We start from the raw sequence: 21,878 nt of genomic DNA, 5'->3' as shown, positions 1-21,878 counted from the left end.
CTTGCGAATAGATCTGCATACCCACTCCACGGCTTCCGATGGCACGGATACCCCGGCTGAGCTGGTGCGGAATGCTGCCGCTGCTGGGTTGGACGTTGTTGCGCTCACCGATCACGACACCACTCGGGGGTATGCCGAGGCGATCGCTGCGCTGCCGGAGGGGCTGACGCTTGTCACCGGGGCCGAGCTGTCGTGTCGGATCGACGGGGTGAGCATGCACATGCTGGCCTATCTGTTCGATCCCGAGGAGCCGGCGTTGCTGGCCGAGCGGGAGCTGGTGCGGGACGATCGGGTGCCGCGGGCCAAGGGCATGGTCGGGAAGCTGAACGAGCTGGGCGTGGCGGTGACGTGGGAGCAGGTCGAGCGGATCGTCGGTGGCGGGTCCGTGGGGCGGCCGCATGTGGCCTCCGCGCTGGTGGAGCTGGGCGTCGTACCCACCGTGGGGGACGCCTTCACGCGGGACTGGCTGGCGGACGGCGGGCGGGCGTTCGTCGAGAAGCACGAGACCGACCCCTTCGAGGCGATCCGGCTGATCAAGGCGGCGGGCGGGGTCGCGGTGTTCGCGCATCCGGCGGCCAGCAAGCGGGGGCGCACCGTGCCGGAGTCCGCGATCGCCGAGATGGCCGCCGCGGGCCTCGACGGTATCGAGGTCGACCACATGGACCACGACCCGGAGACGCGTGAGCGGCTGCGGGGGCTGGGGAAGGAGCTGGGGCTGCTGACCACCGGCTCCAGCGACTACCACGGCAGCCGGAAGACCGTTCTGCTCGGCGAGTACACGACGGATCCCGAGGTGTACGGGGAGATCACGCGGCGGGCGACCGGGGCGTTCCCGGTGCCGGGGGCCGGCGGAGCGCGCTGAGGCTCACCGCACGCTCACCCGTCACTCTCTCTCGCAAGGCTCACTCATGTTCGACGTCGCTGTCTTCGGCTCTCTCTTCCTCACCCTGTTCGTCATCATGGATCCCCCTGGGATCACCCCGATCTTCCTGGCGCTGACCTCCGGCCGTCCGGCGAGGGTGCAGAGGCGGATGGCCTTCCAGGCCGTCTGTGTCGCCGGCGGTGTGATTGCCGTGTTCGGGCTGCTGGGGCATCAGATCCTCGACTATCTGCATGTCTCCGTTCCCGCGCTGATGATCGCGGGCGGGCTGCTGCTTCTGCTGATCGCGCTCGACCTGCTCACCGGCAAGACGGACGAGCCGAAGCAGACCAAGGACGTGAACGTGGCGCTCGTACCGCTGGGCATGCCGCTGCTCGCCGGGCCCGGTGCGATCGTCTCCGTCATCCTCGCCGTGCAGAAGGCCGACAGTGTCGCCACGCAGGTGTCGGTGTGGATGGCGATCCTGGCCATCCATGTCGTGCTGTGGCTGGTGATGCGGTACTCGCTGCTGATCATCCGGGTCATCAAGGACGGCGGCGTGGTCCTGGTGACGCGGCTCGCCGGCATGATGCTGTCCGCGATCGCCGTGCAGCAGATCATCAACGGGGTCACCCTGGTGATCCAGGAGAGCTGAACCCGGGCAAGCGCAGAGCCCCCGCCCGGCGTCGGTGCCGGGGCGGGGGCTCTGAAGCTTCTGCGGTGATCCGCGTCTGTTACGAGGCCGTGGTGTCGGCCGGACGGATCCACAGCCGCTGGCCTATGGCGGCGGCCTGCTGAACGATCCGGTTGACGGAGGCGGCGTCCACAACGGTGGTGTCCACGGGCGTGCCGTCGACGTCGTCGAGTCGCATGATCTCGAAGCGCATGGCTTCTCCCTTCGTCTGGTCATCCTCCTGAGGAGAATTGCTGTACGTCTCTAGTCAACGAGCTGCGTGTTACAAACATTCCCTACGCTAAAGAAATTTTTCGAACGGCTAACTACTGCCCGGTATAGGAGACTTCGGAGACCCTTTGGGACCGGTTGTGTTCACAGCGTGACCGCCGGGACAATGGAGGCGATGAACGACGACCTCGCGGCGCTCGGCGCCCGTATCGACCGCACCAATGAGCTGCTCCAGCGCATGCTCGCCGAGGTGGCGAAAACGCCATCCACCCATGCGATCTTCGTCGACGCCGGGTATCTGTACGCGGCCGCGGGCCGGCTCGTCGCCGGGACCGAGGACCGGCGCGCCTTCGACCTCGACGCCGAGGGACTGATCGACGCGCTCATCGACAAGGCTCGCACGATCTTCGCGGACAGCCGGCTGCTGCGGGTCTACTGGTACGACGGCGCCCGGCGCCGTATCCACACCGCCGAGCAGCAGTCCATCGCCGAACTCCCGGACGTCAAGGTGCGGTTGGGGAATCTGAACGCCAACAACCAGCAGAAGGGCGTCGATTCCCTCATCCGCTCCGACCTGGAGTCACTCGCCCGGCACCGCGCGATCAGCGACGCGGCCCTGCTCGGCGGCGACGAGGATCTGGTGTCGGCCGTGGAGGCGGCGCAGGGGTACGGCGCGCGGGTGCACCTGTGGGGCATCGAGGCACCGGAGGGCCGCAACCAGGCGGAGCCGCTGCTGTGGGAGGTCGACAGCCAGCGCACCTTCGACCTCGACTTCTTCAAGCCGTACGTCGCCCGGCGCACCGCCCCCGCCTACGACCTCACGAGCACCCGGCCCGCCCGCGAGGACGTGCGCTTCGTCGGCGCACAGATCGCCGCGAAGTGGCTGGCGGCGCGCGGCAGGGAGTCGCTGGTGGAGCTGCTGCCCGGGCATCCGTATCTGCCGGGCTCCGTGGACCAGGACCTGCTGGTGGAGGCGGAGGGCCTGCTGCAGTACTCGCTGCGCGGGCAGGCGGATCTGCGGCGGGCGCTGCGCGACGGCTTCTGGGAGCACCTGCAGACGCTGTACTAGTGTCCTGCGCCAGTAGTTGATCGTTAGTAGTTGTGTGACTTCTGCTGCTGGTGCGTCAGTTCCTCGTCGGGGCCCGAAACTCGAGCCGTTGCTGCTGTCTGATGAGGAGCGGGCGGTGTTGGAGCGGTGGACGCGTCGGGCGACATCGGCCCAGGCTCTGGCCTTGCGCGCGCGGATCGTGTTGGCGTGCGCGGGCCCGGAGGTACCACCGATCGTCGCGGTCGCCCGGGATCTTGGGGTGACGGCGGACACCGTTCGCAAGTGGCGGCGGCGGTTTCTCGCCGAGAGGCTGGAGGGGCTGGCGGACGAGCCCCGGCCGGGCCGGCCGCCCACCATCAGCGTCGACCAGGTGGAGGCGGTCGTGGTCACCACGCTGGAACAGCTGCCGAAGAACGCCACCCACTGGTCCCGGAAATCGATGGCCGAGCACAGTGGCCTGTCGAAGTCCACCGTGGGCCGGATCTGGCGGCGGTTCCAGCTCAAGCCGCATCTGGCGGACACCTTCAAGCTGTCGACGGACCCGTTGTTCGTCGAGAAGGTCTACGACGTCGTCGGCCTGTACTTCAACCCGCCCGAGGGGGCGGTCGTGCTGTCGGTGGACGAGAAGTCGCAGATCCAGGCCCTGGACCGGTCCCAGCCGGTCCTGCCGATAATGCCGGGCATGCCCGAGCGGCGCACCCACGACTACGTCCGCAACGGCCTGACCACCCTGTTCGCCGCCTTCGACGTCGCCACCGGCGAAGTCATCACCGCCCTGCACCGCAGGCACCGGGCCGCGGAATTCAAGAAGTTCCTGATCCGCATCGACAAGGAGGTGCCCGCGCACCTGCAGATCCACCTGATCGTGGACAACTACGGAACCCACAAGACTCCAGCGATTAAGGCCTGGCTGGCCAAACACCCCCGGTTCGAGCTGCACTTCACCCCGACCGGCTCCTCGTGGATCAACCAGGTCGAGCGATGGTTCGGCTACCTCGCCCACCAGATGATCCGCCGGGGCGCACACAAGAACATCCAGGCCCTGGAAGCCGACATCCGCGCCTGGGTCAAAGACTGGAACGAAGACCCCAAGCCCTTCATCTGGACCAAGACAGCCGAAGAAATCCTCGACTCCCTCGCCCGCCTCTGCCGACGGATCTCCGGCGCAGGACACTAGTTAGTTGAGGTCCTGGCCGGCGTCGTCCCAGAAGTCCGCGAGGGCGTGGGCCGTGGGGAGCGGCTGGTCCATGTTGGGCGAGTGCTCCGCGCCGGCCACGACCGAGCGGCGCGCGTTCAGCCGTACGGCCATGTCGTCGAGGAGCGTCACCGGCCACGCGTCGTCGCGGGAACCCGACAGCACATGGAACGGGAGCGGGACGGCGGTGAGTTCGGCGACCCGGTCCGGCTCGGTGCACAGCTGGCGGCCCGTCGCGATGAGCTGGGCGGGCTTGGTGCCCAGCCAGCGGCGCTGAAGCTGGCCCAGGTCGCCGATTCCGCGGGCCGGGCCGCCGACCTCCTCCGGAGGGCCCATGGCCAGGATCGCCTCCCACACCTCGGGCATCGTCAGCACCGCGAGCGTGTCGTGCAGCAGCTTGATGCGCTGCTTCTGGGAGTCGGAGACCTCGGCGGGACCCGAGGCCATCAGGGTGAGCGAGCGGAAGGGCGAGGGGTCGAGGAGGACGGCGGCGCGGGCGATCAGGCCGCCGAGGGAGTGCCCGAGGAGATGCAGGGGCGTGCCGAGTGCCGCGGCCTGTGCGAGCACGTCCTTCGCCAACTCGTCCTGCGTGTAGGCCGATTCATCGTGCTCCGGGCCGTCGGACTCGTGCTGTCCGCGCCCGTCGACGGCCACGATCCGGTAGCCGCGCGCGTTCAGCGGCTCGTGCAGCAGCGTGAAGTCCTCCTTGCTGCCCGTGAAGCCGGGGACCATCAGCACGACGCCCCTCGGCTCGACGCCGGAGTGCACCGGCGAGTCGACGGCGGCGAAGTCGCCACGGGGCGTGTGCAGTCGGTGGAGGCGGGCGCCGGGCGGCGGGGGGACGGGCGCTGAGCTGGTCACGAGGTGAGGTTATCGGGTGGGGCGGCGACGTCGGTGTCCGGTTCCCGGCCGTTGTGGGACGGCTGGTGCGGTGCGTAGGAACGCCGATGGCCCGGCCCACGCGAGGTGGGACCGGGCCATCAGGGTGCGCTGTCAGCCCTCAGCGGGCTCCACGGCGGCCGTGGCCTTACGCGTACGCGTGCGGCGCGGCTTCGGCTCCGTGGTCTCCGGCGCCTCGGTGGACGCCGTGGCCTTGCGGATACGGCGGCGCGGGGCGGCAGCATCCGGCTCCTGCGTGGCCTGCGCCGGAATCTCCGCCGTCTCGACGGCGGCGGCGGCCTTGCGGGTACGACGCGGCTTGGGCTCCGTGGCTTCCGGCGCCTCGGTGGTGGCGGCAGCTTTGCGGGTGCGGCGCGGCTTGGCCTCCGTGCCTTCGGCCGTGTCGACCGCTGCTTCGGCGGCTGCCGCGGTCTTGCGGGTGCGGCGGACCGTGGGCTTGGCCTCCTCCGTGCCGTCGACGGCGTCGACCGCGGCGGCGGTCTTGCGGGTGCGGCGCGGCTTGGCCTCCGCACCTTCGGCCGTGTCGACCGCTGCTTCGGCGGCAGCCGCGGTCTTGCGGGTGCGGCGAGGCTTGGTCTCCTCCGTGCCCTCGGCCGTCTCGACCGCGGTTTCCGCGGCAGCCGCGGTTTTACGGGTGCGGCGGACCTTGGGCTTGGCTTCCTCCGTGCCGTCGGCGGTGTCGACAGCGGTCTCGGCCGCCGTCTTGCGCGTACGGCGCGGCTTCGCCTCGGTGGACTCCGGTGCCTCGGTGGTGGCGGCAGCCTTGCGCGTGCGGCGCGGCTTGGCCTCCGTGCCTTCGGCCGTGTCGACCGCTGCTTCGGCGGCAGCCGCGGTCTTGCGGGTGCGGCGGGGCTTGGTCTCCTCCGCGCCCTCCGCCGTGTCGACCGCGGTCTCCGCGGCGGCCGTGGCCTTGCGGGTGCGGCGGCGCGGGGCGGGAGCGTCGGTCTCGGGGGCCTCGGTGGCGGCCGGAGCCTCCGACACCTGTACGGCGGACGCGGTCTGCGTGTCCTCGGTGGCCGTGGCCGGCTCCGTCGACTTGCGCGTACGGCGGCGGCGCGGCTTGGCCGGGGTCTCGGGGGCGTCCAGGGCGGGGCCCTCCGCGGTCGCCACGGCGGTTGCCGCGGGCTCGGCGGTCGTCGGCTCCGTGGCCGTCGTCAGCGGCTCCGCCGCTCCGCCGCGGGTGCGGCGACGCCGGCGCGGGGTGCGGGGAGCGGTCACGTCGTCCGCGGTGGTCTCCGCCGGGGTGTCCGCGACAGGGGTCGTACCGCTGGGAGCCGTCTCGTCCTGTTCGGACCCGCCGCGTGTACGGCGGCGGCGACGCGGCGTGCGGGCCTGGCGCTCACGGTCGGCGGAGCGGGATTCGTCCCGACCGCCACGGCCGTCACGGCCACCGCGGCCGCGCGGACCGCCACGTCCGCCCGTCTCGCCGAGGTCCTCGACCGCCTCGGCCGCGAGCCCGGCGCGTGTGCGCTCCGAGCGCGGCAGAACACCCTTGGTGCCCGCGGGGATGTTCAGTTCCTCGAAGAGGTGCGGGGAGCTGGAGTACGTCTCCGGCGGGTCGTTGAAGTTCAGCTCCAGCGCCTTGTTGATCAGCTGCCAGCGCGGGATGTCGTCCCAGTCGACGAGGGTGATCGCGATGCCCTTGGCGCCCGCGCGGCCCGTACGGCCGATGCGGTGCAGGTACGTCTTCTCGTCCTCGGGGGACTGGTAGTTGATGACGTGGGTCACGCCCTCGACGTCGATGCCGCGAGCTGCGACATCGGTGCAGACGAGGACGTCGACCTTGCCGTTGCGGAAGGCGCGCAGCGCCTGCTCGCGGGCGCCCTGGCCGAGGTCGCCGTGGACCGCGCCGGAGGCGAAGCCGCGCTGCTGCAGCTGGTCGGCGAGGTCCGCCGCCGTCCGCTTCGTACGGCAGAAGACCATCACGAGACCGCGGCCGTCGGCCTGCAGTATGCGCGCGACCATCTCCGGCTTGTCCATGTTGTGCGCGCGGTAGACGAACTGCGCGGTGTTGCGGACCGTCTGGCCCTCGTCGTCCGGCGCGGTGGCGCGGATGTGCGTGGGCTGCGACATGTAGCGGCGCGCGAGACCAATGACCGCGCCCGGCATGGTCGCCGAGAACAGCATCGTCTGACGACGGGCCGGAAGCATGTTGATGATCTTCTCGACGTCGGGCAGGAAGCCCAGGTCGAGCATCTCGTCGGCCTCGTCGAGGACGAGCGCCTTGATGTGCTTGAGGTTGAGCTTCTTCTGGCCCGCGAGGTCGAGCAGCCGGCCCGGGGTGCCGACGACGACGTCGACGCCCTTCTTGAGGGCCTCGACCTGAGGCTCGTACGCCCGGCCGCCGTAGATGGCGAGCACGCGGACGTTGCGCACCTTGCCCGCGGTCAGCAGGTCGTTCGTCACCTGGGTGCACAGCTCGCGCGTGGGGACCACGACGAGCGCCTGCGGGGCGTCGGTGAGGGCCTCGGGCTTGGCGCGGCCCGCCTCGACGTCTGCGGGGACGGTGACGCGCTCGAGCAGCGGAAGGCCGAAGCCCAGCGTCTTGCCGGTGCCGGTCTTGGCCTGGCCGATGACGTCGGTGCCCGTGAGGGCGACGGGGAGCGTCATCTCCTGGATGGGGAAGGGGGTGATGATGCCGACGGCTTCAAGGGCCTCGGCTGTCTCGGGAAGAATCCCGAGCTCTCGGAAGGTAGTAGTCAGGGTGCTGCCTCTTCTGTGTGTGCGGCGCGAGGCGAGCGCGGGGGTCGTGTCAGACCGTGCCGGGGGACGTCGGCTGCCGTACGGCGAGCCGTATGGCACGGGAGACCTCTGCCGACGCTCTAGCGCTCGAACCGCTGAGGGTCCCTCCAGGCTTTGTACGCAGAGTGCCGTACGGCCGTGGAGAGCTGTCTGGTCGGAGCCGATCGGGCCACCGACCGGGCATCCTCATACGTGCGGCCTGTCGAGTAACCGTCGAGCTACGTCGATGTACTCAGCAGGCGCATTACCACCATACCCCGGAAACGCGCACATGCGATGGCCGATTAGGTCACGTTGTTGTCGTCACACCACTTCAGGTAGTCGTCGTCACAGTGACTGACCAGGGACTTCCTTAGTGCGGCGAGCGGGCTATTGTGCGCTTCATGACGACCTCTGACAAGCCTGACAACGCCTCCGACGTCCCTGCCGAAGCCACCGGAGTCGCCGCCCAGGACTGGGCGAAGGCCGCCGCCGACCCGCAGTACCGCGCCGCGGTCGTCGACCTGCTCGGCGCGCTCGCCTATGGAGAGCTGGCGGCGTTCGAGCGGCTGGCGGAGGACGCCAAGCTGGCGCCGACGCTGGCGGACAAGGCGGAGCTGGCGAAGATGGCGTCGGCCGAGTTCCACCACTTCGAGCGGTTGCGCGACCGGCTCACGGAGATCGGTGAGGAGCCGACGCGGGCGATGGAGCCGTTCGTCGCCGCGCTGGACGGCTTCCACAAGCAGACGGCGCCTTCGGACTGGCTGGAGGGGCTGGTCAAGGCGTACGTCGGCGACTCGATCGCCAGCGACTTCTACCGTGAGGTCGCCGCGCGGCTCGACGCGGACACGCGCGAGCTGGTGCTGGCTGTGCTGGACGACACGGGGCATGCCGGGTTCGCCGTGGAGAAGGTGCGGGCGGCGATCGACGCGGATCCGCGGGTGGGGGGGCGGCTTGCGCTGTGGGCGCGGCGGTTGATGGGGGAGGCGTTGTCGCAGTCTCAGCGGGTGGTGGCTGACCGGGACGCGTTGTCGACGATGTTGGTGGGTGGGGTTGCCGACGGGTTCGATCTTGCGGAGGTCGGGCGGATGTTTTCGCGGATCACTGAGGCGCATACGAAGCGGATGGCTGCGTTGGGGTTGGCGGCGTAGCGCTTCGTGGGGGGCGGTTCTGCTGAGTCGCGGCTGCGGGGCTGTGGGGGCTTGTCGCGCAGTTCCCCGCGCCCCTGAAGGGGCGCTGTTCTGAACGGAGTTATCAGTCTGAGGCTACGCCGTTGCTGATCGTCGGCGGAGTCTTCCTGACGGGCGCACCAGCAGGGAAAGTGACGCTGCGGAGACCGTGGCCGCGCCGGTCAGGATCAGGAGGACGTTGCCTGCGTCCAGGGCGCTGTGGGTGAGGAAGGCGCCGAGGAGGGCGCCTGCTACGCCGGTCGGGAGGACCAGGGAGCGGGCGGGGAGGCGGTGCGAGAGGCGGTGGATCGCGGCCCAGGCCAGTGCGAGGCCGAGCACTGCGGAGCCGAGCGCTTCCAAGATCATCACGGGGTCCCTCCCACACGCCTGCCTGCGCACCACGGACGTAGCCCGTCATACCCGTGACCTGCGGAATGCAATCCTCCCGTGTGCGCGATATGTAGTCCGTATGTGTCCGCATGTGAAGGAAGTCGGCCAGGGACAGGAAAGGGCCCGGCAGTCGAGCGACCGCCGGGCCCCTTCCTTCACACGTGACTACAGCGCGCCGAAGCCCACCTTGCGCGGCGCCGGCTCGCCGAGCTCGACGTAGGCGAGGCGGTCCGCCGGGACCAGGACCTTGCGGCCGTGCTCGTCCACGAGGCTCAGCAGCGCCGACTTGCCGGCCAGCGCGTCGGACACCGCCCGCTCGACCTCCTCGGCGCTCTGACCGCTCTCCAGAACGATCTCGCGGGGCGCGTGCTGCACGCCGATCTTGACCTCCACGGCTATGTCCCTCCGACGGTCAGTGAAGTGCGCGACCTTGCGCGCCGTACGCAGCACACATTAGCCCGGTGAGGGGATGTACACGTTGCGCAGGGGAACGCCAGGAGCGAACAGCGGACGGGAACAAACGGACGGTCATGGTGCCTCGTGCCTCGGTGCCGTACGGCGGTCAGTGGTGCTCGCTGCCGTGCAGCGGGAAGCCGGCGATGCCCCGCCAGGCCAGTGAGGTCAGCAGTTGGACCGCCTCGTCGCGCGGGACGCTGCGGTCGCTGTGCAGCCAGGAGCGGGCCACGACCTGGGCGAGGCCGCCGAGACCAGAGGCCAGCAGCATCGACTCCGCGTTCGAGAGGCCGGTGTCCTCGGCGATGACGTCGCGGATCGCCTCGGCGCACTCGATCGTGACCTTGTCGACGCGCTCGCGTACCGCGGGCTCGTTCGTCAGGTCGGACTCGAAGACCAGGCGGAAGGCGCCGCCGTCGTCCTCGACGTACGCGAAGTACGCGTCCATCGTCGCCCGTACGCGCTGCTTGTTGTCGGTCGTCGACGCGAGCGCGTGGCGTACGGCCTGGATCAGGGACTCGCAGTGCTGGTCCAGCAGGGCGAGGTAGAGGTCGAGCTTGCCCGGGAAGTGCTGGTAGAGCACCGGCTTGCTGACGCCGGCGCGCTCGGCGATGTCGTCCATCGCGGCCGCGTGGTAGCCCTGTGCCACGAAGACTTCCTGGGCGGCGCCCAGCAACTGGTTCCGCCGGGCCCGGCGCGGCAGGCGCGTGCCCCTCGGGCGTGCCGCCTCTGTCTGCTCGATGGCTGTCACGCCGCCTCCCAAAGTCGTCCACATGCGGTGTGCGCCGCGCGGCCATCGTACTTTTCGGTAACCGTGGTGTGCGCGCTGCGAGCGCAGAATTTCACGGACCGGACGGCTACGAAAGCGGGATGAAGGGTTTCAAACAGGGGTGGGTCGGGCATTATGCCGCCTCGTTGCTGCTCACCGGTAGTCGTCCTCGTCCAGTGACACCACGCGGGCCTGTTCCAGCAGATCCGCCTCGCTGGCGCCGTCCGGGTCCACGTCGTTCAGCGAGTCGTCGCGATCCGGCGCGACATCGGCCTGTTGCTCGGCGGCGTCGCCTTCCGGGGCCTCGACGTCGATCTCCTCGTCGCTCTCCTCGATCTCCTCGAAGGTGTCGGGGTCGGTCGGGTCTACGGCCATGATGGGCTCCCTTCCTACTTCCTACGAACGTCCCTGGGAAAGCAGGGGCCACATGCGGGTGCCCTCTGTACGAGCCTAGGAGACACCCGATCCGGACGCTATGCGATCCGCGTCCGGATCGTGACGCGGTGCGTCCGGGTGGGGGGGGGACCAGTCATGCCGGGCCCGGAGGCCAGCGGCCCTCTTGCAGGACCGCGTAAAACATAACGAGGGGTGATTGTCATGATTCGTGCGGGGCGGGGGTGTCAGCTCTCGTGATTCGCGCGGGGCTTGTGATGGCGAACACATGAACCACTGCGTGATCGTCTCGTAACATTGCTGCATGTCTTCGACCGAGCTCCCATCCGCGCCGGCCAGCAGTGCGCTCCCCAAGGTGTCGCCCGTCAGGGTCGCCGAGGGTGAGCGGCTCAGGTCGGTGCGGCTGCCGGGAATCACGCTGACGGTCCGGTCGAGGCCCGCGGCTCGCGCAGGTCTGCCGCCCGCGCTGTACGTCCATGGACTCGGCGGTTCCTCGCAGAACTGGTCGGGGCTGATGCCGCTGCTCGATGCGCATGTCGACAGCGAGGCCCTCGATCTGCCCGGCTTCGGCGATTCCCCGCCACCGGACGACGGCGACTACTCCGTCACCGCCCATGCTCGGGCGGTGATCCGCTATCTCGACTCCTCCGGGCGCGGGCCCGTGCACCTCTTCGGCAACTCGCTCGGCGGCGCGATCACCACCCGCGTCGCCGCCGTGCGCCCCGATCTGGTGCGTACGCTCACGCTTGTGTCGCCCGCCCTTCCCGAACTGCGTGTCCAGCCCACCGCCGTCCCGACGGCCCTGCTGGCGCTGCCCGGTGTGGCGAGCCTGTTCACCCGGTACAGCAGGGACTGGTCCGCGGAGCAGCGGGTGCGCGGGGTGATGGCGCTCTGCTACGGCGATCGCGCGCGTGTGACGCCCGAGGAGTTCGACAACGCCGTGCAGGAGATGGCGCGGCGGCTGCAACTGCCGTACTTCTGGGACGCGTTGGCACGCTCCGCGCGCGGGATCGTCAACGCTTACACGCTGGGCGGCCAGCACGGGCTGTGGCGCCAGGCCGAGCGCGTCCTCGCGCCGACCCTTCTCATATACGGCGGCCGGGACCAGCTCGTCGGCTACCGCATGAGCCAGAAGGCGGCCCGTTCCTTCCGCTCCTCCCGGCTGGTGTCCTTGCCGGACGCCGGGCACGTGGCCATGATGGAGTACCCCGAGGTGGTGGCGCGGACCTTCCAGGAACTCCTCGCCGACACCGGTGAGTTGAGTGCCGTCACGGGGACCGCCGTCGAGACCGCGGGGAGCTGAGGGGCGAGGTGGGACGCCACAGTCGGCGCGGACCTGCGCCCAAGGGCGCGGTCAAGGGTGAGCCTTCCGAGGGCACTCCAGCGCCTCGGAGTGCGCCGAGGGGTCCTGACGGTTCCTCTGTTCGGGGTGTGGGGAGGGCTCCTGACGGTCCCTCGGGTCGCGGTGCGCCGAGGATTCCTGACGGCACGCCGGCGCACGGCTTTCCGAGGCTTGCGGATGGGGCGCCCGCTCGGGGTGTTCCCAGGATTCCCGAAGGCACGCCGGCCCACGGCTTTCCGAGGCTTGCGGATGGGACGCCCGCGCATGGTTTCCCCAGGCTTCCCGACGGAACCCCTGCGCATGGTTTCCCGCGGCTTCCCGACGGCACTCCCGCTCACGGCACCCCCCGTTATGCCGACGGCACACCCGCGCGCGGGGTCCCTCAAGTTCGGGGTGGCCACCCCGAGCAGCGGGAACCCGGTGGGGGCTGGGGTGAGCCGAGGGGGCGCGGCGGGGGTGGGTACGGGGCTCCGGCCGGGCCCGGCGCCTCGATACCGCGACAGCGGCAGGCGCCTCCGGGCGGGCCACGCCAGGACTACGTCGACGCCTTCGGTGCGGACGTCGACGTCTTCTCACCCCGTGCGCCCACCTCCTCCGACCCGTACGCCTCCGTCACCCACTGGTCCGGGGCGACCGGCATCGCGAACGACACCGAGGGCGACGCCGACGACGCGCCGCCCACCGGCGAGCCCGCGCAGGCCAAGGGCGGCAAGGGGCGGACCTTCACGGGGATCGCGGCCCTCGCGGTCACGACCGTGCTGGCCGTCGTCGTGGCCGGCCAGGTCACCGGCAGCCGTGACGACGACGGCGTGCAGTCCCAGTCCGCCACCGACCAGGCCCGGGACGCCCGTGACGGTGCCGCGCGCGCGGACGGGCAGCCGACGCCCTCCACGGCGCCGAGCGCGGCGACGCTGACGTATGCGCAGAAGATGGACCAGAAATACCCGCTCAGCGCCACGCTCGACGGCTCGGGCAAGTTCGACGCGATCGCCGGTATCGACAAGGCCCCGGGGACGGGACAGAAGTACACCTACCGCGTGGACGTGGAGCAAGGGCTGGGGCTCGACGGTGAACTCTTCGCGCAGGCCGTGCAGAAGACGCTCAACGACGACCGGAGCTGGGCCCACAACGGCGCCCGTACCTTCGAGCGCATCTACTCCGGCAAGCCCGACTTCGTGATCACGCTCGCCAGCCCCGGCACCACCGCCGAGTGGTGCGCCAAGTCCGGCCTGGACACGACCGAGGACAACGTGTCCTGCGACTCGGCGTCGACCGAGCGCGTGATGATCAACGCGTATCGATGGGCGCAGGGGTCGAAGACGTACGGCGATCAAATGCATGCGTACCGGCAGATGCTGATCAACCATGAGATCGGCCACCGGCTCGAGTACAACCACGTCACCTGCGACAAGAACGGCGACCTCGCCCCGGTCATGCAGCAGCAGACCAAGTTCCTCAACCACGACGGGATCCGCTGCCGGGCCAACCCCTGGCCGTATCCCGGGAGTTGACGCACGCACCGAAGTCCGCCGTGCCGTGACCTAACGAAACGTAACTGCTTGATCTCTTAGCGCGACCGAACGCGATCCGCACGGGAAAGTTACGACCGTTCACCCCTTTTGGTGGCGTGATGGACAACCGTCCGTCGCGCCACCGCCTTGTCCGCATACGTTCTTCCCGCTGCGAGCCGTCGAGTCAACGGCGGCTCCCCATACGGGAGATCGGGGGTGCACTTGTGCGCATCGGACTGCTTACGGAGGGTGGCTATCCGTATGTGAGCGGTGACGCCAGGCTCTGGTGCGACCGGCTCGTGCGCGGGCTCGAGCAGCACGAGTTCGATGTCTACGCGCTCAGCCGCAGTGCACGCCAGGAGGACGAGGGCTGGGTGCCGCTGCCGTCGCAGGTCGGCCGGGTGCGGACGGCGCCGCTGTGGACGGCCGAGGACGACGGTGTCCGGTACGGGCGGCGGGCGCGGCGGCGTTTCGCCGACTGCTACGGCGAGTTGGCGGCTGCCGTGTGCGCGACGGGGGGCATCGGGGCGGAGGCCACCCCTGATGCAGGGACCGCCTCTGAGGCAGGCGCCACCTCCGAGGCGGACCGTTTCGGCAGCGCGCTGTACGGGCTCGCCGAACTCGCCCGCGACGAGGGCGGCCTGGTGGGAGCGCTCCGCTCCGAGACCGCCGTACGCGCTCTCGAACGCGCCTGTCGCGCGCGCGGCGCCCTGCGCACGGCGCGGGAGGCGCGCGTACCCGAACTCCTCACCGTCGCCGCGCATCTGGAACGCGCCCTGCGCCCCCTGTCGCTCGACTGGTACGAGGACGACGGGCTCGGCTCGGTCGACCTGTGCCACGCGGCGTCCGGCGGCCCGGCCGCCCTGCCGGGGCTGGTCGCGCGCCACTTCTCGGGCGTACCGCTGCTGGTGACCGAGTACGGCGTACAGCTGCGCACGCACTACCTGACCGCAGGCGACGCGGCGCCCGCCGTACGGGCCCTGCTCGCGGCCTTCCACGGTCGGCTCGCCGCCGAGATCTACCGCCGGGCGGCCGTCATCACGTCCGGCAACTCGCACGCCCGCCGCTGGCAGGAACGCTGCGGCGCCGATCGCGACAAGCTGCGCACGGTCTACCCGGGCATGGAGGCCGCCCGCTTCGCCGAGGTGGGCGAGGCGCCGGAGTGCGTGGATCCGGACACCCTGGTCTGGGTCGGCCGGATCGAACCCACCAAGGATCTGGTCTCCCTGCTGCACGCCTTCGCGGAGGTGCGCAAGGAGGAACCGAAGACCCGGCTGCGGATCGTCGGTACCCCGTCGGGCGCCGAGGGCACGGCCTACCTGGCCCACTGCAGGGCACTCGCCGCCCAGCTCTTCCCGGACGAGGCGGAGGGCCCGCACGCGGTCGGCCGTAACCCGGTGGCCTTCGAGGAGATCGGCGGCCCCGAGGCTCCGACGCTCGCCGAGGCGTACGCCGGGGGAGCGGTGGCGGTCTTGTCCAGCGTCGTGGAGGGCTTCCCGATCGGCCTCGTCGAGGCCATGTTCTGCGGTCGCGCCACGGTGTCCACCGACGTCGGCGCCGTCGTGGAGGTCATCGGCGGCACCGGACTGGTCGTGCCGCCGCGCAATCCGCGGGCGCTCGCCGAGGCGTGCGTGGCGCTGCTGCGCGATCCCGAGCGCCGTGCACGCCTGGGCGCCGCCGCCCGCGCACGCGCGCTCGAACTCTTCACGGTCGAGCAGAACACCGCGGCATTTCACGGCATTTACCTGGAGATCGTCTCGCAGTGCCCGGTCCGCCGTGTCGTCCTCGACGCCACCGGAGAACCCCTGCCGTTCGGTGACCCCGCCGAAGCCCACGTCCCCGGCCGCTGGACCGACCCGGCAGCCCGCGTGGCGGCCCGCGGCGGCCCCGGCTGGGCGACGGGACGGCCGCCGGTACGCGCGGGCGGCCCCGTACCCGCGACGGAGGGAGCACGATGAGCGACCTGGGCGAACTGGACCGCCCCGGCACACCGGCCGGCGTCGGAGCGTGGGACACGCGCTCGGAGGAGTGGCTGTCGGGAGCCGCCTGCTTGAGCGATGCCGGGCAGCCGCACGCACAGGGCGATACGGAGCCGGAGCCCGACAAGCCCGCTCCCGACCCTGCCCCGGCCCACGTTCCCGGGCGCCGTGCCGCTGCCGCGGATCCGGTGAAGGCACTGATGCACCGTCACCGTGAGCTGTGCGAACGCGCCGTGGATCCCCTGGAGATCGCGGCGGGCCTGGAGGCCCACGGTGTCACCGACCGCACCGCGTCCCGCTTCCGTCACCGGGACGTCTTCTCCCTGGCGGAGGAGATGTACGCCCGTGTCCCGCGTGACGGCGAGACGACCCACCGCCCCACGCCGCCGACAGCCCTCCGGCTCCGAGCCGACTGGGCGCTGCTCACCCTGCTGCCGGGCGCACTGTGCGCGGCCACGTTGGCCGGCCTGCGCCTCACCCACGGCCAGCCACGCCTGATCACGGCGGCCGTCGGCGTCCTGGCCGTGGCTCTGGGCATCCGCGCGGCCCTGTCCCGCGGCCCGTTCGCCCCGAAGGGCCGCTCGCCCGAACCCGGCAGTGGCCTGTGGACCTGGTGGCTGGTGGCCTACGCCGTCCTCGGCGACGGACTGCTCCGCGCGGCCGTGGCCGGAGGACCCGACGACCTGCCCACCGGCGCCACGGACGGCGGCCCCTGGCCCCTCGCCACCGCACCGGTCCTCGCCCTTACCCTGGCCTGCGCCCCCGCGGCGTGGAGCGCCCACCTCTTCGCCGCACGAGCCCGCCGCAAACTGACGGTCAGTCGTGGCCTGAACGAGTTCACCTCCTCCGTACGACCCCTGCTGTGCGGCACGGTCGCTCTGTTCCTATGCCTCCTTACCGCCCTCCTCGCCCTGACCGGCGCCGCCTTGGACGAGCCCGCGGCCTACGCCCAGACCGTCACCCTCGGCGCCCTCCTGTTCCTGGCCCGCCTCCTCACCGCCCACGGCTTCACGCACGCCCCCGCAGTCGTCCTCATCGCGACGGCGACGGTCGAAGGAGCGGCCCTGGCCACGGTCTTCGCGGGCCGCCTCCCCGGCTGCGGCTTCCTGACCGCCCCGGTCGACACGCTCGTCGAAACCTGGGGCCCCGGCAGCGTCCCCGCCCTCACCTGCGGAGCCGCGGCCCTGACCCTCCTGCTCCACGCGAACCGCCGACTGACGAAGGCGTCGGCCCACGCGCGATCGGACGGGTCGCCATGAGACGCGCGTCGGACGAGGAGTCGTGCCACGCACATCGGACGAGTCGCCGTGCCACGCGCGATCGAACGGGGCGCCATGAGACGCGCACCGGACCGGTCGCCGCGCCACGCGCGATCGGGCGTCGCCATGAGACGAGCACTGGACGCGTCGCCGTGCCAAGCGCACACCGGACAAGTCGCCGTCCCATGTGGGCATCACGAGTCGCTGTGCCACGCCCGCATCGGACGAGGCCCCATGCCGCGTCCGCACCGGACGAGTCGTCATGCGCACGGCGCGACAGCTGGCGACACGCACCCCGGCCGGTCGGCTGTATGCCGGCCGCCCCGAACCACCACCCCCGAGAAGGAGAACCCCAGATGATCACCTCCCGACCCGGAACCTCGGTCCCGGGAGCCGCCCGATGAGGGTCCTGCTGATCGGAGCCAACGGCTACCTCGGCCGCTTCGTCGCCGACCGTCTGCTCGCCGACCCGGCCGTCCAGCTCACCGCGCTCGGCCGCGGCGACGACGCGGACGTCCGCTTCGACCTCGCGTCCGGCAGCCCCGGCGCGCTCACCCGCTTCCTCGACGCGGTGCACCCCGGCGTCGTCGTCAACTGTGCCGGCGCCACCCGAGGCGGCGCCCGCGAACTCACCCGCCACAACACCGTCGCCGTGGCCACGGTCTGCGAGGCTCTTCGCCGCAGCGGCTGCGGCGCCCGCCTCGTCCAGATCGGCTGCGGCGCCGAGTACGGGCCCAGCCAGCCCGGCTCCTCCACGGCCGAGGACGCCGTGCCCCGCCCCGGCGGCCCGTACGGCGTCAGCAAACTCGCCGCCACCGAACTCGTCCTCGGCTCCGGCCTGGACGCCGTGGTCCTCCGCGTCTTCTCACCGGCGGGCCCCGGCACCCCCGCCGGCTCCCCGCTCGGCCGCCTGGCGGAGGCCATGCGCCGCGCCATGCAGTCCGGCGACGGCGAACTCAAACTCGGCGGCCTCGGCGTCCAGCGCGACTTCATCGACGTCCGCGACGTCGCCCGCGCCGTGCACGCCGCCTCGCTCTCCGCCGCGCAGGGCGTCATCAACATCGGCTCGGGACGCGCCGTCCGTCTCCGTGACGCCGCGGCGGTCCTCGCGCGCGTGGCCGGATACGGCGGGGCCCTCCATGAACTCGACGGGCACCCAGGCCCCTTGAGGGCCACCATCGGCCACCCCCGCTCCGAATCGGACCACGCGGCCCCCGTCGCGTACCCGTACCCGGACGGCTGCGGCAGCTGGCAGCAGGCCGATGTCCGCACCGCACGCGACCGGCTCGGCTGGCGCCCCCGGATCAACCTCGAAGAATCCCTCGCCGACATCTGGATGGAGGCGGCATGCCGCATCTGACCAGCACCAATTCGAGCACTGCCAGTACTGACCTGCGCACCGGCTTCGGCATCCCGGGTTTCGCGCACCCCCTCGTCGCCCCCGCCGAGTGGGCCGAACTCACCCGCCCCGGCACGCCGGTGCACTGGGCCGTCCTCAACGTCGCCGACGGCCCGGGCAGCCGCCCCGACCCGCACTGCCTGGAAGCGGCCGGCCGGCTCCGCAACGCGGGCCTGCGCGTCCTCGGCCACCTCGACACCACCTACGGCGCCCGGGTCTTCGGTGAGCTGATCTCCGAAGCGCACCGCTATCTCGACTGGTACCAGGTCGACGGCTTCCTCCTGGACCGCTGTCCCACCGAAGGCGCCGCGCTCCCGGAGGTCCACCGCACGACCACCACGCTCCGCGCGATCAGTGACGACCCCCACATCGTCCTCGGCCACGGCACCCATCCCCACCCCGGCTACGCCGAGAGCGCCGACCAACTGGTCACCTTCTCCGGCCCGTGGAGCGACTACCGCTGGTCGCAGGTGGCGGAGTGGACCGCCGACCACCCGCCCGAGCGCTTCTGCCACTTGGTGCACGGAGTACCCCTCGGCCACCTCGACGAGGCCCTGCGCATCGCCCGCTGGCAGGGGGCCTCGACGATCTGGTTCACCGACCGCACGGACCAGGGCGGCCGCACCGACCCCTGGGAGACGATGCCCGGCTACTGGGATGAGATCGTCTCGCGGGTCGGAACGGGTGTCTCGGAATGAAAAAGCGCATGGCACTGTTACGGGGAGAACAACTGTAGTGATTGACCGACCAACGGAGCCCCCGTGTCGCTGCCACCCCTGGTCGAGCCAGCTCCTGAGCTCACCGTAGACGAGGTCCGCAGGTACTCCCGTCACCTGATCATCCCTGACGTCGGGATGGACGGGCAGAAGCGGCTGAAGAACGCCAAGGTGCTCTGTGTGGGCGCCGGCGGCCTGGGCTCGCCGGCGCTGATGTACCTGGCCGCCGCGGGCGTCGGCACCCTCGGCATCGTCGAGTTCGACGAGGTCGACGAGTCGAACCTGCAGCGCCAGATCATCCACAGCCAGGCCGACATCGGCCGCTCCAAGGCCGAGTCGGCCCGTGACTCCGTCAAGGGCATCAACCCGTACGTGAACGTGGTCCTTCACGAGGAGCGGCTCGAGGCCGACAACGTGATGGACATCTTCAGCCAGTACGACCTGATCGTCGACGGCACGGACAACTTCGCGACCCGCTACCTGGTCAACGACGCCTGCGTGCTGCTGAACAAGCCGTACGTCTGGGGTTCGATCTACCGCTTCGACGGTCAGGCCTCCGTCTTCTGGTCCGAGCACGGCCCCTGCTACCGCTGCCTCTACCCGGAGCCCCCGCCCCCCGGCATGGTCCCTTCCTGCGCCGAGGGCGGTGTCCTGGGCGTGCTGTGCGCGTCCATCGGCTCCATCCAGGTCAACGAGGCCATCAAGCTCCTCGCGGGCATCGGTGAGCCGCTCGTCGGCCGCCTGATGATCTACGACGCCCTGGAGATGCAGTACCGCCAGGTCAAGGTCCGCAAGGACCCGAACTGCGCGGTCTGCGGCGAGAACCCGACCGTCACCGAGCTCATCGACTACGAGGCCTTCTGCGGCGTCGTCTCCGAGGAGGCCCAGGAGGCCGCGGCCGGTTCGACGATCACTCCCAAGCAGCTCAAGGAGTGGATCGACGACGGCGAGAACATCGAGATCATCGACGTCCGCGAGATCAACGAGTACGAGATCGTCTCCATCCCGGGCGCCAAGCTGATCCCGAAGAACGAGTTCCTCATGGGCACCGCCCTGGAGACCCTTCCGCAGGACAAGAAGATCGTCTTGCACTGCAAGACGGGTGTCCGCAGTGCGGAAGTCCTCGCCGTGCTGAAGTCCGCGGGCTTCGCGGACGCCGTGCACGTCGGCGGCGGCGTGATCGGCTGGGTCAACCAGATCGAGCCGAGCAAGCCGGTCTACTGACCTCAGGTCTGCCGAACGGCGGGGGCCGCATGCACCACGGGTGCGCGCGGCCCCCGCCGTCGTCATGAACAGACCTTGCCGTCCTTCGGCACCTTGCCGCCGAGCAGATACGCGTTCACGGTCGAGTCGATGCAGTCGTTCCCGTTGCCGTACGCACCGTGACCCTCGCCCTTCCAGGTCAGCATCACGCCGACGCCCCGGCCCAGTTCGTCCGCCAGCCTGCGGGCGCCCTCGTACGGCGTCGCCGGGTCGCCGGTGGTGCCGACCACCAGGATCGGCGCCGCTCCCGGCGCGCTCACCTCCGGCGTCTCGAACTGCCCGGGCACCGGCCAGTCGTGGCAGAAGCCGGCCGTGTCCCAGCCGAAGAAGTCCCCGAAGACCGGCGAGATCTTCTCGAACTTCGGCAGCAGCTTCTTCGCCTCGGCGGCCGTCGGCCGCTCCTTGTCGTCCGAGCACGTTATGACCCGTTGCGAGTGGGTCGTCGTGCCGTAGTGCCCCGATGCGTCGCGCTCGTTGTAGCCGTCGGCGAGCGCCAGCAGTTCGGAGCCGTCGCCTTCCTCCGCCGCCGTCAGGGCACTGGTCAGCGTCGGCCAGGACGACTGGTTGTACAGCGGCAGCGCGATGCCGGTGACCGCGAGCGTCTGCGTCAGCTCCCGGCCGGACGACGTCGGCAGCGGATCCGCGTCGATCCGGTCCAGCAGGTCCGCGATGTTCCGGGAGCCCTCCTCGGGGTCCTGACCGGTGGACTTCAGGTAGTTGTCCAGCGCGCGCTGGAAGCCCCTGGCCTGGTTCTCTGCGTGGCCCACCCTCCCGGCGGTCGGGTCGACGGCCGCGTCCAGGATCAGCCGCCCCACGTTGCGCGGGAACAAGTGGGCATAGACCCCGCCGAGTTCGGTGCCGTAGGAGATGCCGAAGTAGTGCAGCTTGGCGTCGCCGAGGACCTGACGCATCAGGTCCATGTCGCGGGCGGTGTCCGTGGTGGACGCATGGGCCATCAGCTCCCCGGCGTCCTTCTCGCAGCCCTTCGCGAAGTCGGCCGCGTCCCGGAGGTAGGCCTTTTCCTCGGCCCCGGTGTCCGGGGTCACGTCGACGGCCTCGGTGGCCTGGATCTCCTTGTCGCCGCGGCAGCGGACACCCTCACTGGCGGCGACCCCGCGCGGATCCCAGCTCACCAGGTCGTAGCGCTCGCGGAGCAGGGCGTACGACGATGCGAACGACGGCAGGCCGGAGACGCCCGAGCCACCCGGGCCGCCGAAGTTGAACAGCAGTGAGCCGATGCGGTCGTCCCCGGTGGCCTTGGCGCGGATCAGTGCGAGGCCGATCGTCTCGCCGCTCGGCTCCGCCCAGTCCAGCGGCACCTTGAGCGTCGCGCACTGCCAGTCGCCGCCCGGCGCGGGCGCGTCCGCGGTGGCCTCGCAGCGCCCCCAGTCCAGCTTCTGCGAGGTCAGTGAGGAGGGCGGCGGATCCGCCGTACCGCCTGCCGTGCCGGAGGAACCGGACGACGGCGCCGTAGCGGAGGACCTCCCCCCGCTGCTCTCCTCCCCGTCCTTGCCGTCGTCGGACGAGCCGCTGCCGCAGCCCGCCGCCAGCAGTGCGGCGGCGGCCGTCAGAGCCGTCCACCGGACGATACGCGCCATGTGCTTCTAC

Annotated in this window: 20 protein-coding genes; 12 read left to right on the top strand and 8 right to left on the bottom strand. The window is 70.8% G+C overall.

Going from position 1 to position 21,878, the window contains the following annotated elements:
- Window position 1 precedes the first annotated feature (1 nt).
- Both OG828_RS18010 and OG828_RS18005 read left to right on the top strand, forming a co-directional pair.
- Window positions 2-862, top strand: coding sequence for a PHP domain-containing protein (locus OG828_RS18010; RefSeq protein ID WP_328501700.1), 861 nt, complete (start codon window positions 2-4; stop codon window positions 860-862).
- Between the two features lie 46 nt (window positions 863-908).
- Window positions 909-1,514: a MarC family protein gene (locus OG828_RS18005; RefSeq protein ID WP_328357398.1), complete on the top strand. Its 606-nt coding sequence runs from the start codon at window positions 909-911 to the stop codon at window positions 1,512-1,514.
- Window positions 1,515-1,593: 79 nt separating this feature from the next.
- Here the strand turns inward: OG828_RS18005 and OG828_RS18000 are convergent, their stop codons facing one another.
- On the bottom strand, window positions 1,594-1,746 hold the full coding sequence (locus OG828_RS18000; protein WP_155060754.1) for a hypothetical protein: 153 nt from the start codon (window positions 1,744-1,746) through the stop codon (window positions 1,594-1,596).
- A 192-nt stretch (window positions 1,747-1,938) separates the two neighbouring features.
- Between OG828_RS18000 and OG828_RS17995 the strand changes: the two genes are divergently transcribed.
- Window positions 1,939-2,832, top strand: coding sequence for an NYN domain-containing protein (locus tag OG828_RS17995; RefSeq protein WP_328357395.1), 894 nt, complete (start codon window positions 1,939-1,941; stop codon window positions 2,830-2,832).
- Window positions 2,833-2,866: 34 nt separating this feature from the next.
- Window positions 2,867-3,988, top strand: a complete 1,122-nt coding sequence (locus OG828_RS17990; RefSeq protein WP_443060140.1) for an IS630 family transposase — start codon at window positions 2,867-2,869, stop codon at window positions 3,986-3,988.
- On the opposite strand, the gene OG828_RS17985 is transcribed toward OG828_RS17990, so the two are convergent.
- Together OG828_RS17985 and OG828_RS17980 are read right to left on the bottom strand one after the other, a co-directional pair.
- On the bottom strand, window positions 3,989-4,867 hold the full coding sequence (locus OG828_RS17985) for an alpha/beta fold hydrolase (RefSeq protein WP_328501699.1): 879 nt from the start codon (window positions 4,865-4,867) through the stop codon (window positions 3,989-3,991).
- A gap of 132 nt (window positions 4,868-4,999) precedes the next feature.
- Window positions 5,000-7,516 (bottom strand): DEAD/DEAH box helicase, encoded by a 2,517-nt coding sequence (locus OG828_RS17980; protein ID WP_328501698.1) that lies wholly within the window; start codon window positions 7,514-7,516, stop codon window positions 5,000-5,002.
- 506 nt (window positions 7,517-8,022) lie between these two features.
- On the opposite strand from OG828_RS17980, the gene OG828_RS17975 reads away from it, so the two are divergent.
- A complete protein-coding gene (locus OG828_RS17975; protein ID WP_328357387.1) occupies window positions 8,023-8,778 on the top strand; it encodes a ferritin-like domain-containing protein in 756 nt (251 codons plus the stop codon).
- A 114-nt stretch (window positions 8,779-8,892) separates the two neighbouring features.
- Here the strand turns inward: OG828_RS17975 and OG828_RS17970 are convergent, their stop codons facing one another.
- The 4 genes from OG828_RS17970 to OG828_RS17955 form a co-directional block, all read right to left on the bottom strand.
- The gene (locus OG828_RS17970; protein WP_328371944.1) at window positions 8,893-9,162 is read right to left on the bottom strand and encodes a hypothetical protein; all 270 of its coding nucleotides are present in this window, start codon (window positions 9,160-9,162) and stop codon (window positions 8,893-8,895) included.
- Window positions 9,163-9,351: 189 nt separating this feature from the next.
- On the bottom strand, window positions 9,352-9,579 hold the full coding sequence (locus OG828_RS17965) for a DUF3107 domain-containing protein (RefSeq protein ID WP_210577227.1): 228 nt from the start codon (window positions 9,577-9,579) through the stop codon (window positions 9,352-9,354).
- Window positions 9,580-9,748: 169 nt separating this feature from the next.
- Window positions 9,749-10,390, bottom strand: a complete 642-nt coding sequence (locus OG828_RS17960; RefSeq protein ID WP_328357383.1) for a TetR/AcrR family transcriptional regulator — start codon at window positions 10,388-10,390, stop codon at window positions 9,749-9,751.
- A 171-nt stretch (window positions 10,391-10,561) separates the two neighbouring features.
- Complete coding sequence (locus tag OG828_RS17955; protein WP_328357380.1) at window positions 10,562-10,783, bottom strand: hypothetical protein; 222 nt, start codon at window positions 10,781-10,783, stop codon at window positions 10,562-10,564.
- A gap of 322 nt (window positions 10,784-11,105) precedes the next feature.
- Between OG828_RS17955 and OG828_RS17950 the strand changes: the two genes are divergently transcribed.
- The 7 genes from OG828_RS17950 (at window position 11,106) to moeZ (ending at window position 20,231) form a co-directional block, all read left to right on the top strand.
- Window positions 11,106-12,104, top strand: coding sequence for an alpha/beta fold hydrolase (locus OG828_RS17950; RefSeq protein ID WP_328438667.1), 999 nt, complete (start codon window positions 11,106-11,108; stop codon window positions 12,102-12,104).
- An 8-nt stretch (window positions 12,105-12,112) separates the two neighbouring features.
- Window positions 12,113-13,654: a DUF3152 domain-containing protein gene (locus OG828_RS17945; protein ID WP_443062412.1), complete on the top strand. Its 1,542-nt coding sequence runs from the start codon at window positions 12,113-12,115 to the stop codon at window positions 13,652-13,654.
- Window positions 13,655-13,878: 224 nt separating this feature from the next.
- Window positions 13,879-15,612, top strand: a complete 1,734-nt coding sequence (locus tag OG828_RS17940) for a DUF3492 domain-containing protein (protein WP_328501697.1) — start codon at window positions 13,879-13,881, stop codon at window positions 15,610-15,612.
- Window positions 15,609-16,892 carry a hypothetical protein gene (locus OG828_RS17935; protein WP_328438663.1) on the top strand — a complete coding sequence of 428 codons (1,284 nt, stop codon included), beginning with the start codon at window positions 15,609-15,611 and terminating at the stop codon, window positions 16,890-16,892. Before OG828_RS17940 ends, OG828_RS17935 begins: the two co-directional genes overlap by 4 nt.
- 400 nt (window positions 16,893-17,292) lie before the next feature.
- Entirely contained in the window at window positions 17,293-18,252 is a 960-nt protein-coding gene (locus tag OG828_RS17930; protein ID WP_328357368.1) for an NAD-dependent epimerase/dehydratase family protein, read from the top strand.
- Window positions 18,240-18,989 carry a spherulation-specific family 4 protein gene (locus tag OG828_RS17925; protein ID WP_328357365.1) on the top strand — a complete coding sequence of 250 codons (750 nt, stop codon included), beginning with the start codon at window positions 18,240-18,242 and terminating at the stop codon, window positions 18,987-18,989. The genes OG828_RS17930 and OG828_RS17925 overlap by 13 nt, the downstream gene beginning before the upstream one ends.
- Before the next feature lie 63 nt (window positions 18,990-19,052).
- Window positions 19,053-20,231, top strand: a complete 1,179-nt coding sequence (gene moeZ, locus OG828_RS17920; RefSeq protein WP_328357362.1) for an adenylyltransferase/sulfurtransferase MoeZ — start codon at window positions 19,053-19,055, stop codon at window positions 20,229-20,231.
- Window positions 20,232-20,293: 62 nt separating this feature from the next.
- On the opposite strand, the gene OG828_RS17915 is transcribed toward moeZ, so the two are convergent.
- Entirely contained in the window at window positions 20,294-21,868 is a 1,575-nt protein-coding gene (locus OG828_RS17915) for an alpha/beta hydrolase (protein WP_328501696.1), read from the bottom strand.
- Window positions 21,869-21,878: the final 10 nt, after the last annotated feature.

It is taken from the genome of Streptomyces sp. NBC_00457 (assembly GCF_036014015.1).
Lineage (GTDB): Bacteria > Actinomycetota > Actinomycetes > Streptomycetales > Streptomycetaceae > Streptomyces.
The sequence above is the reverse complement of the archived record's forward strand: the minus strand, read 5'-3'. Positions and strand labels throughout refer to the sequence as shown.

Coding starts and splice junctions, on each gene's coding strand:
- OG828_RS18005 (WP_328357398.1), top strand. CDS start 909: ATGTTCGACGTCGCTGTCTTCGGCTCTCTCTTCCTCACCCTGTTCGTC.
- OG828_RS18000 (WP_155060754.1), bottom strand. CDS start 1,746: ATGCGCTTCGAGATCATGCGACTCGACGACGTCGACGGCACGCCCGTG.
- OG828_RS17995 (WP_328357395.1), top strand. CDS start 1,939: ATGAACGACGACCTCGCGGCGCTCGGCGCCCGTATCGACCGCACCAAT.
- OG828_RS17980 (WP_328501698.1), bottom strand. CDS start 7,516: ATGACGCTCCCCGTCGCCCTCACGGGCACCGACGTCATCGGCCAGGCC.
- OG828_RS17970 (WP_328371944.1), bottom strand. CDS start 9,162: ATGATCTTGGAAGCGCTCGGCTCCGCAGTGCTCGGCCTCGCACTGGCC.
- OG828_RS17955 (WP_328357380.1), bottom strand. CDS start 10,783: ATGGCCGTAGACCCGACCGACCCCGACACCTTCGAGGAGATCGAGGAG.
- OG828_RS17950 (WP_328438667.1), top strand. CDS start 11,106: ATGTCTTCGACCGAGCTCCCATCCGCGCCGGCCAGCAGTGCGCTCCCC.
- OG828_RS17935 (WP_328438663.1), top strand. CDS start 15,609: ATGAGCGACCTGGGCGAACTGGACCGCCCCGGCACACCGGCCGGCGTC.
- OG828_RS17930 (WP_328357368.1), top strand. CDS start 17,293: ATGAGGGTCCTGCTGATCGGAGCCAACGGCTACCTCGGCCGCTTCGTC.
- OG828_RS17925 (WP_328357365.1), top strand. CDS start 18,240: ATGCCGCATCTGACCAGCACCAATTCGAGCACTGCCAGTACTGACCTG.
- OG828_RS17915 (WP_328501696.1), bottom strand. CDS start 21,868: ATGGCGCGTATCGTCCGGTGGACGGCTCTGACGGCCGCCGCCGCACTG.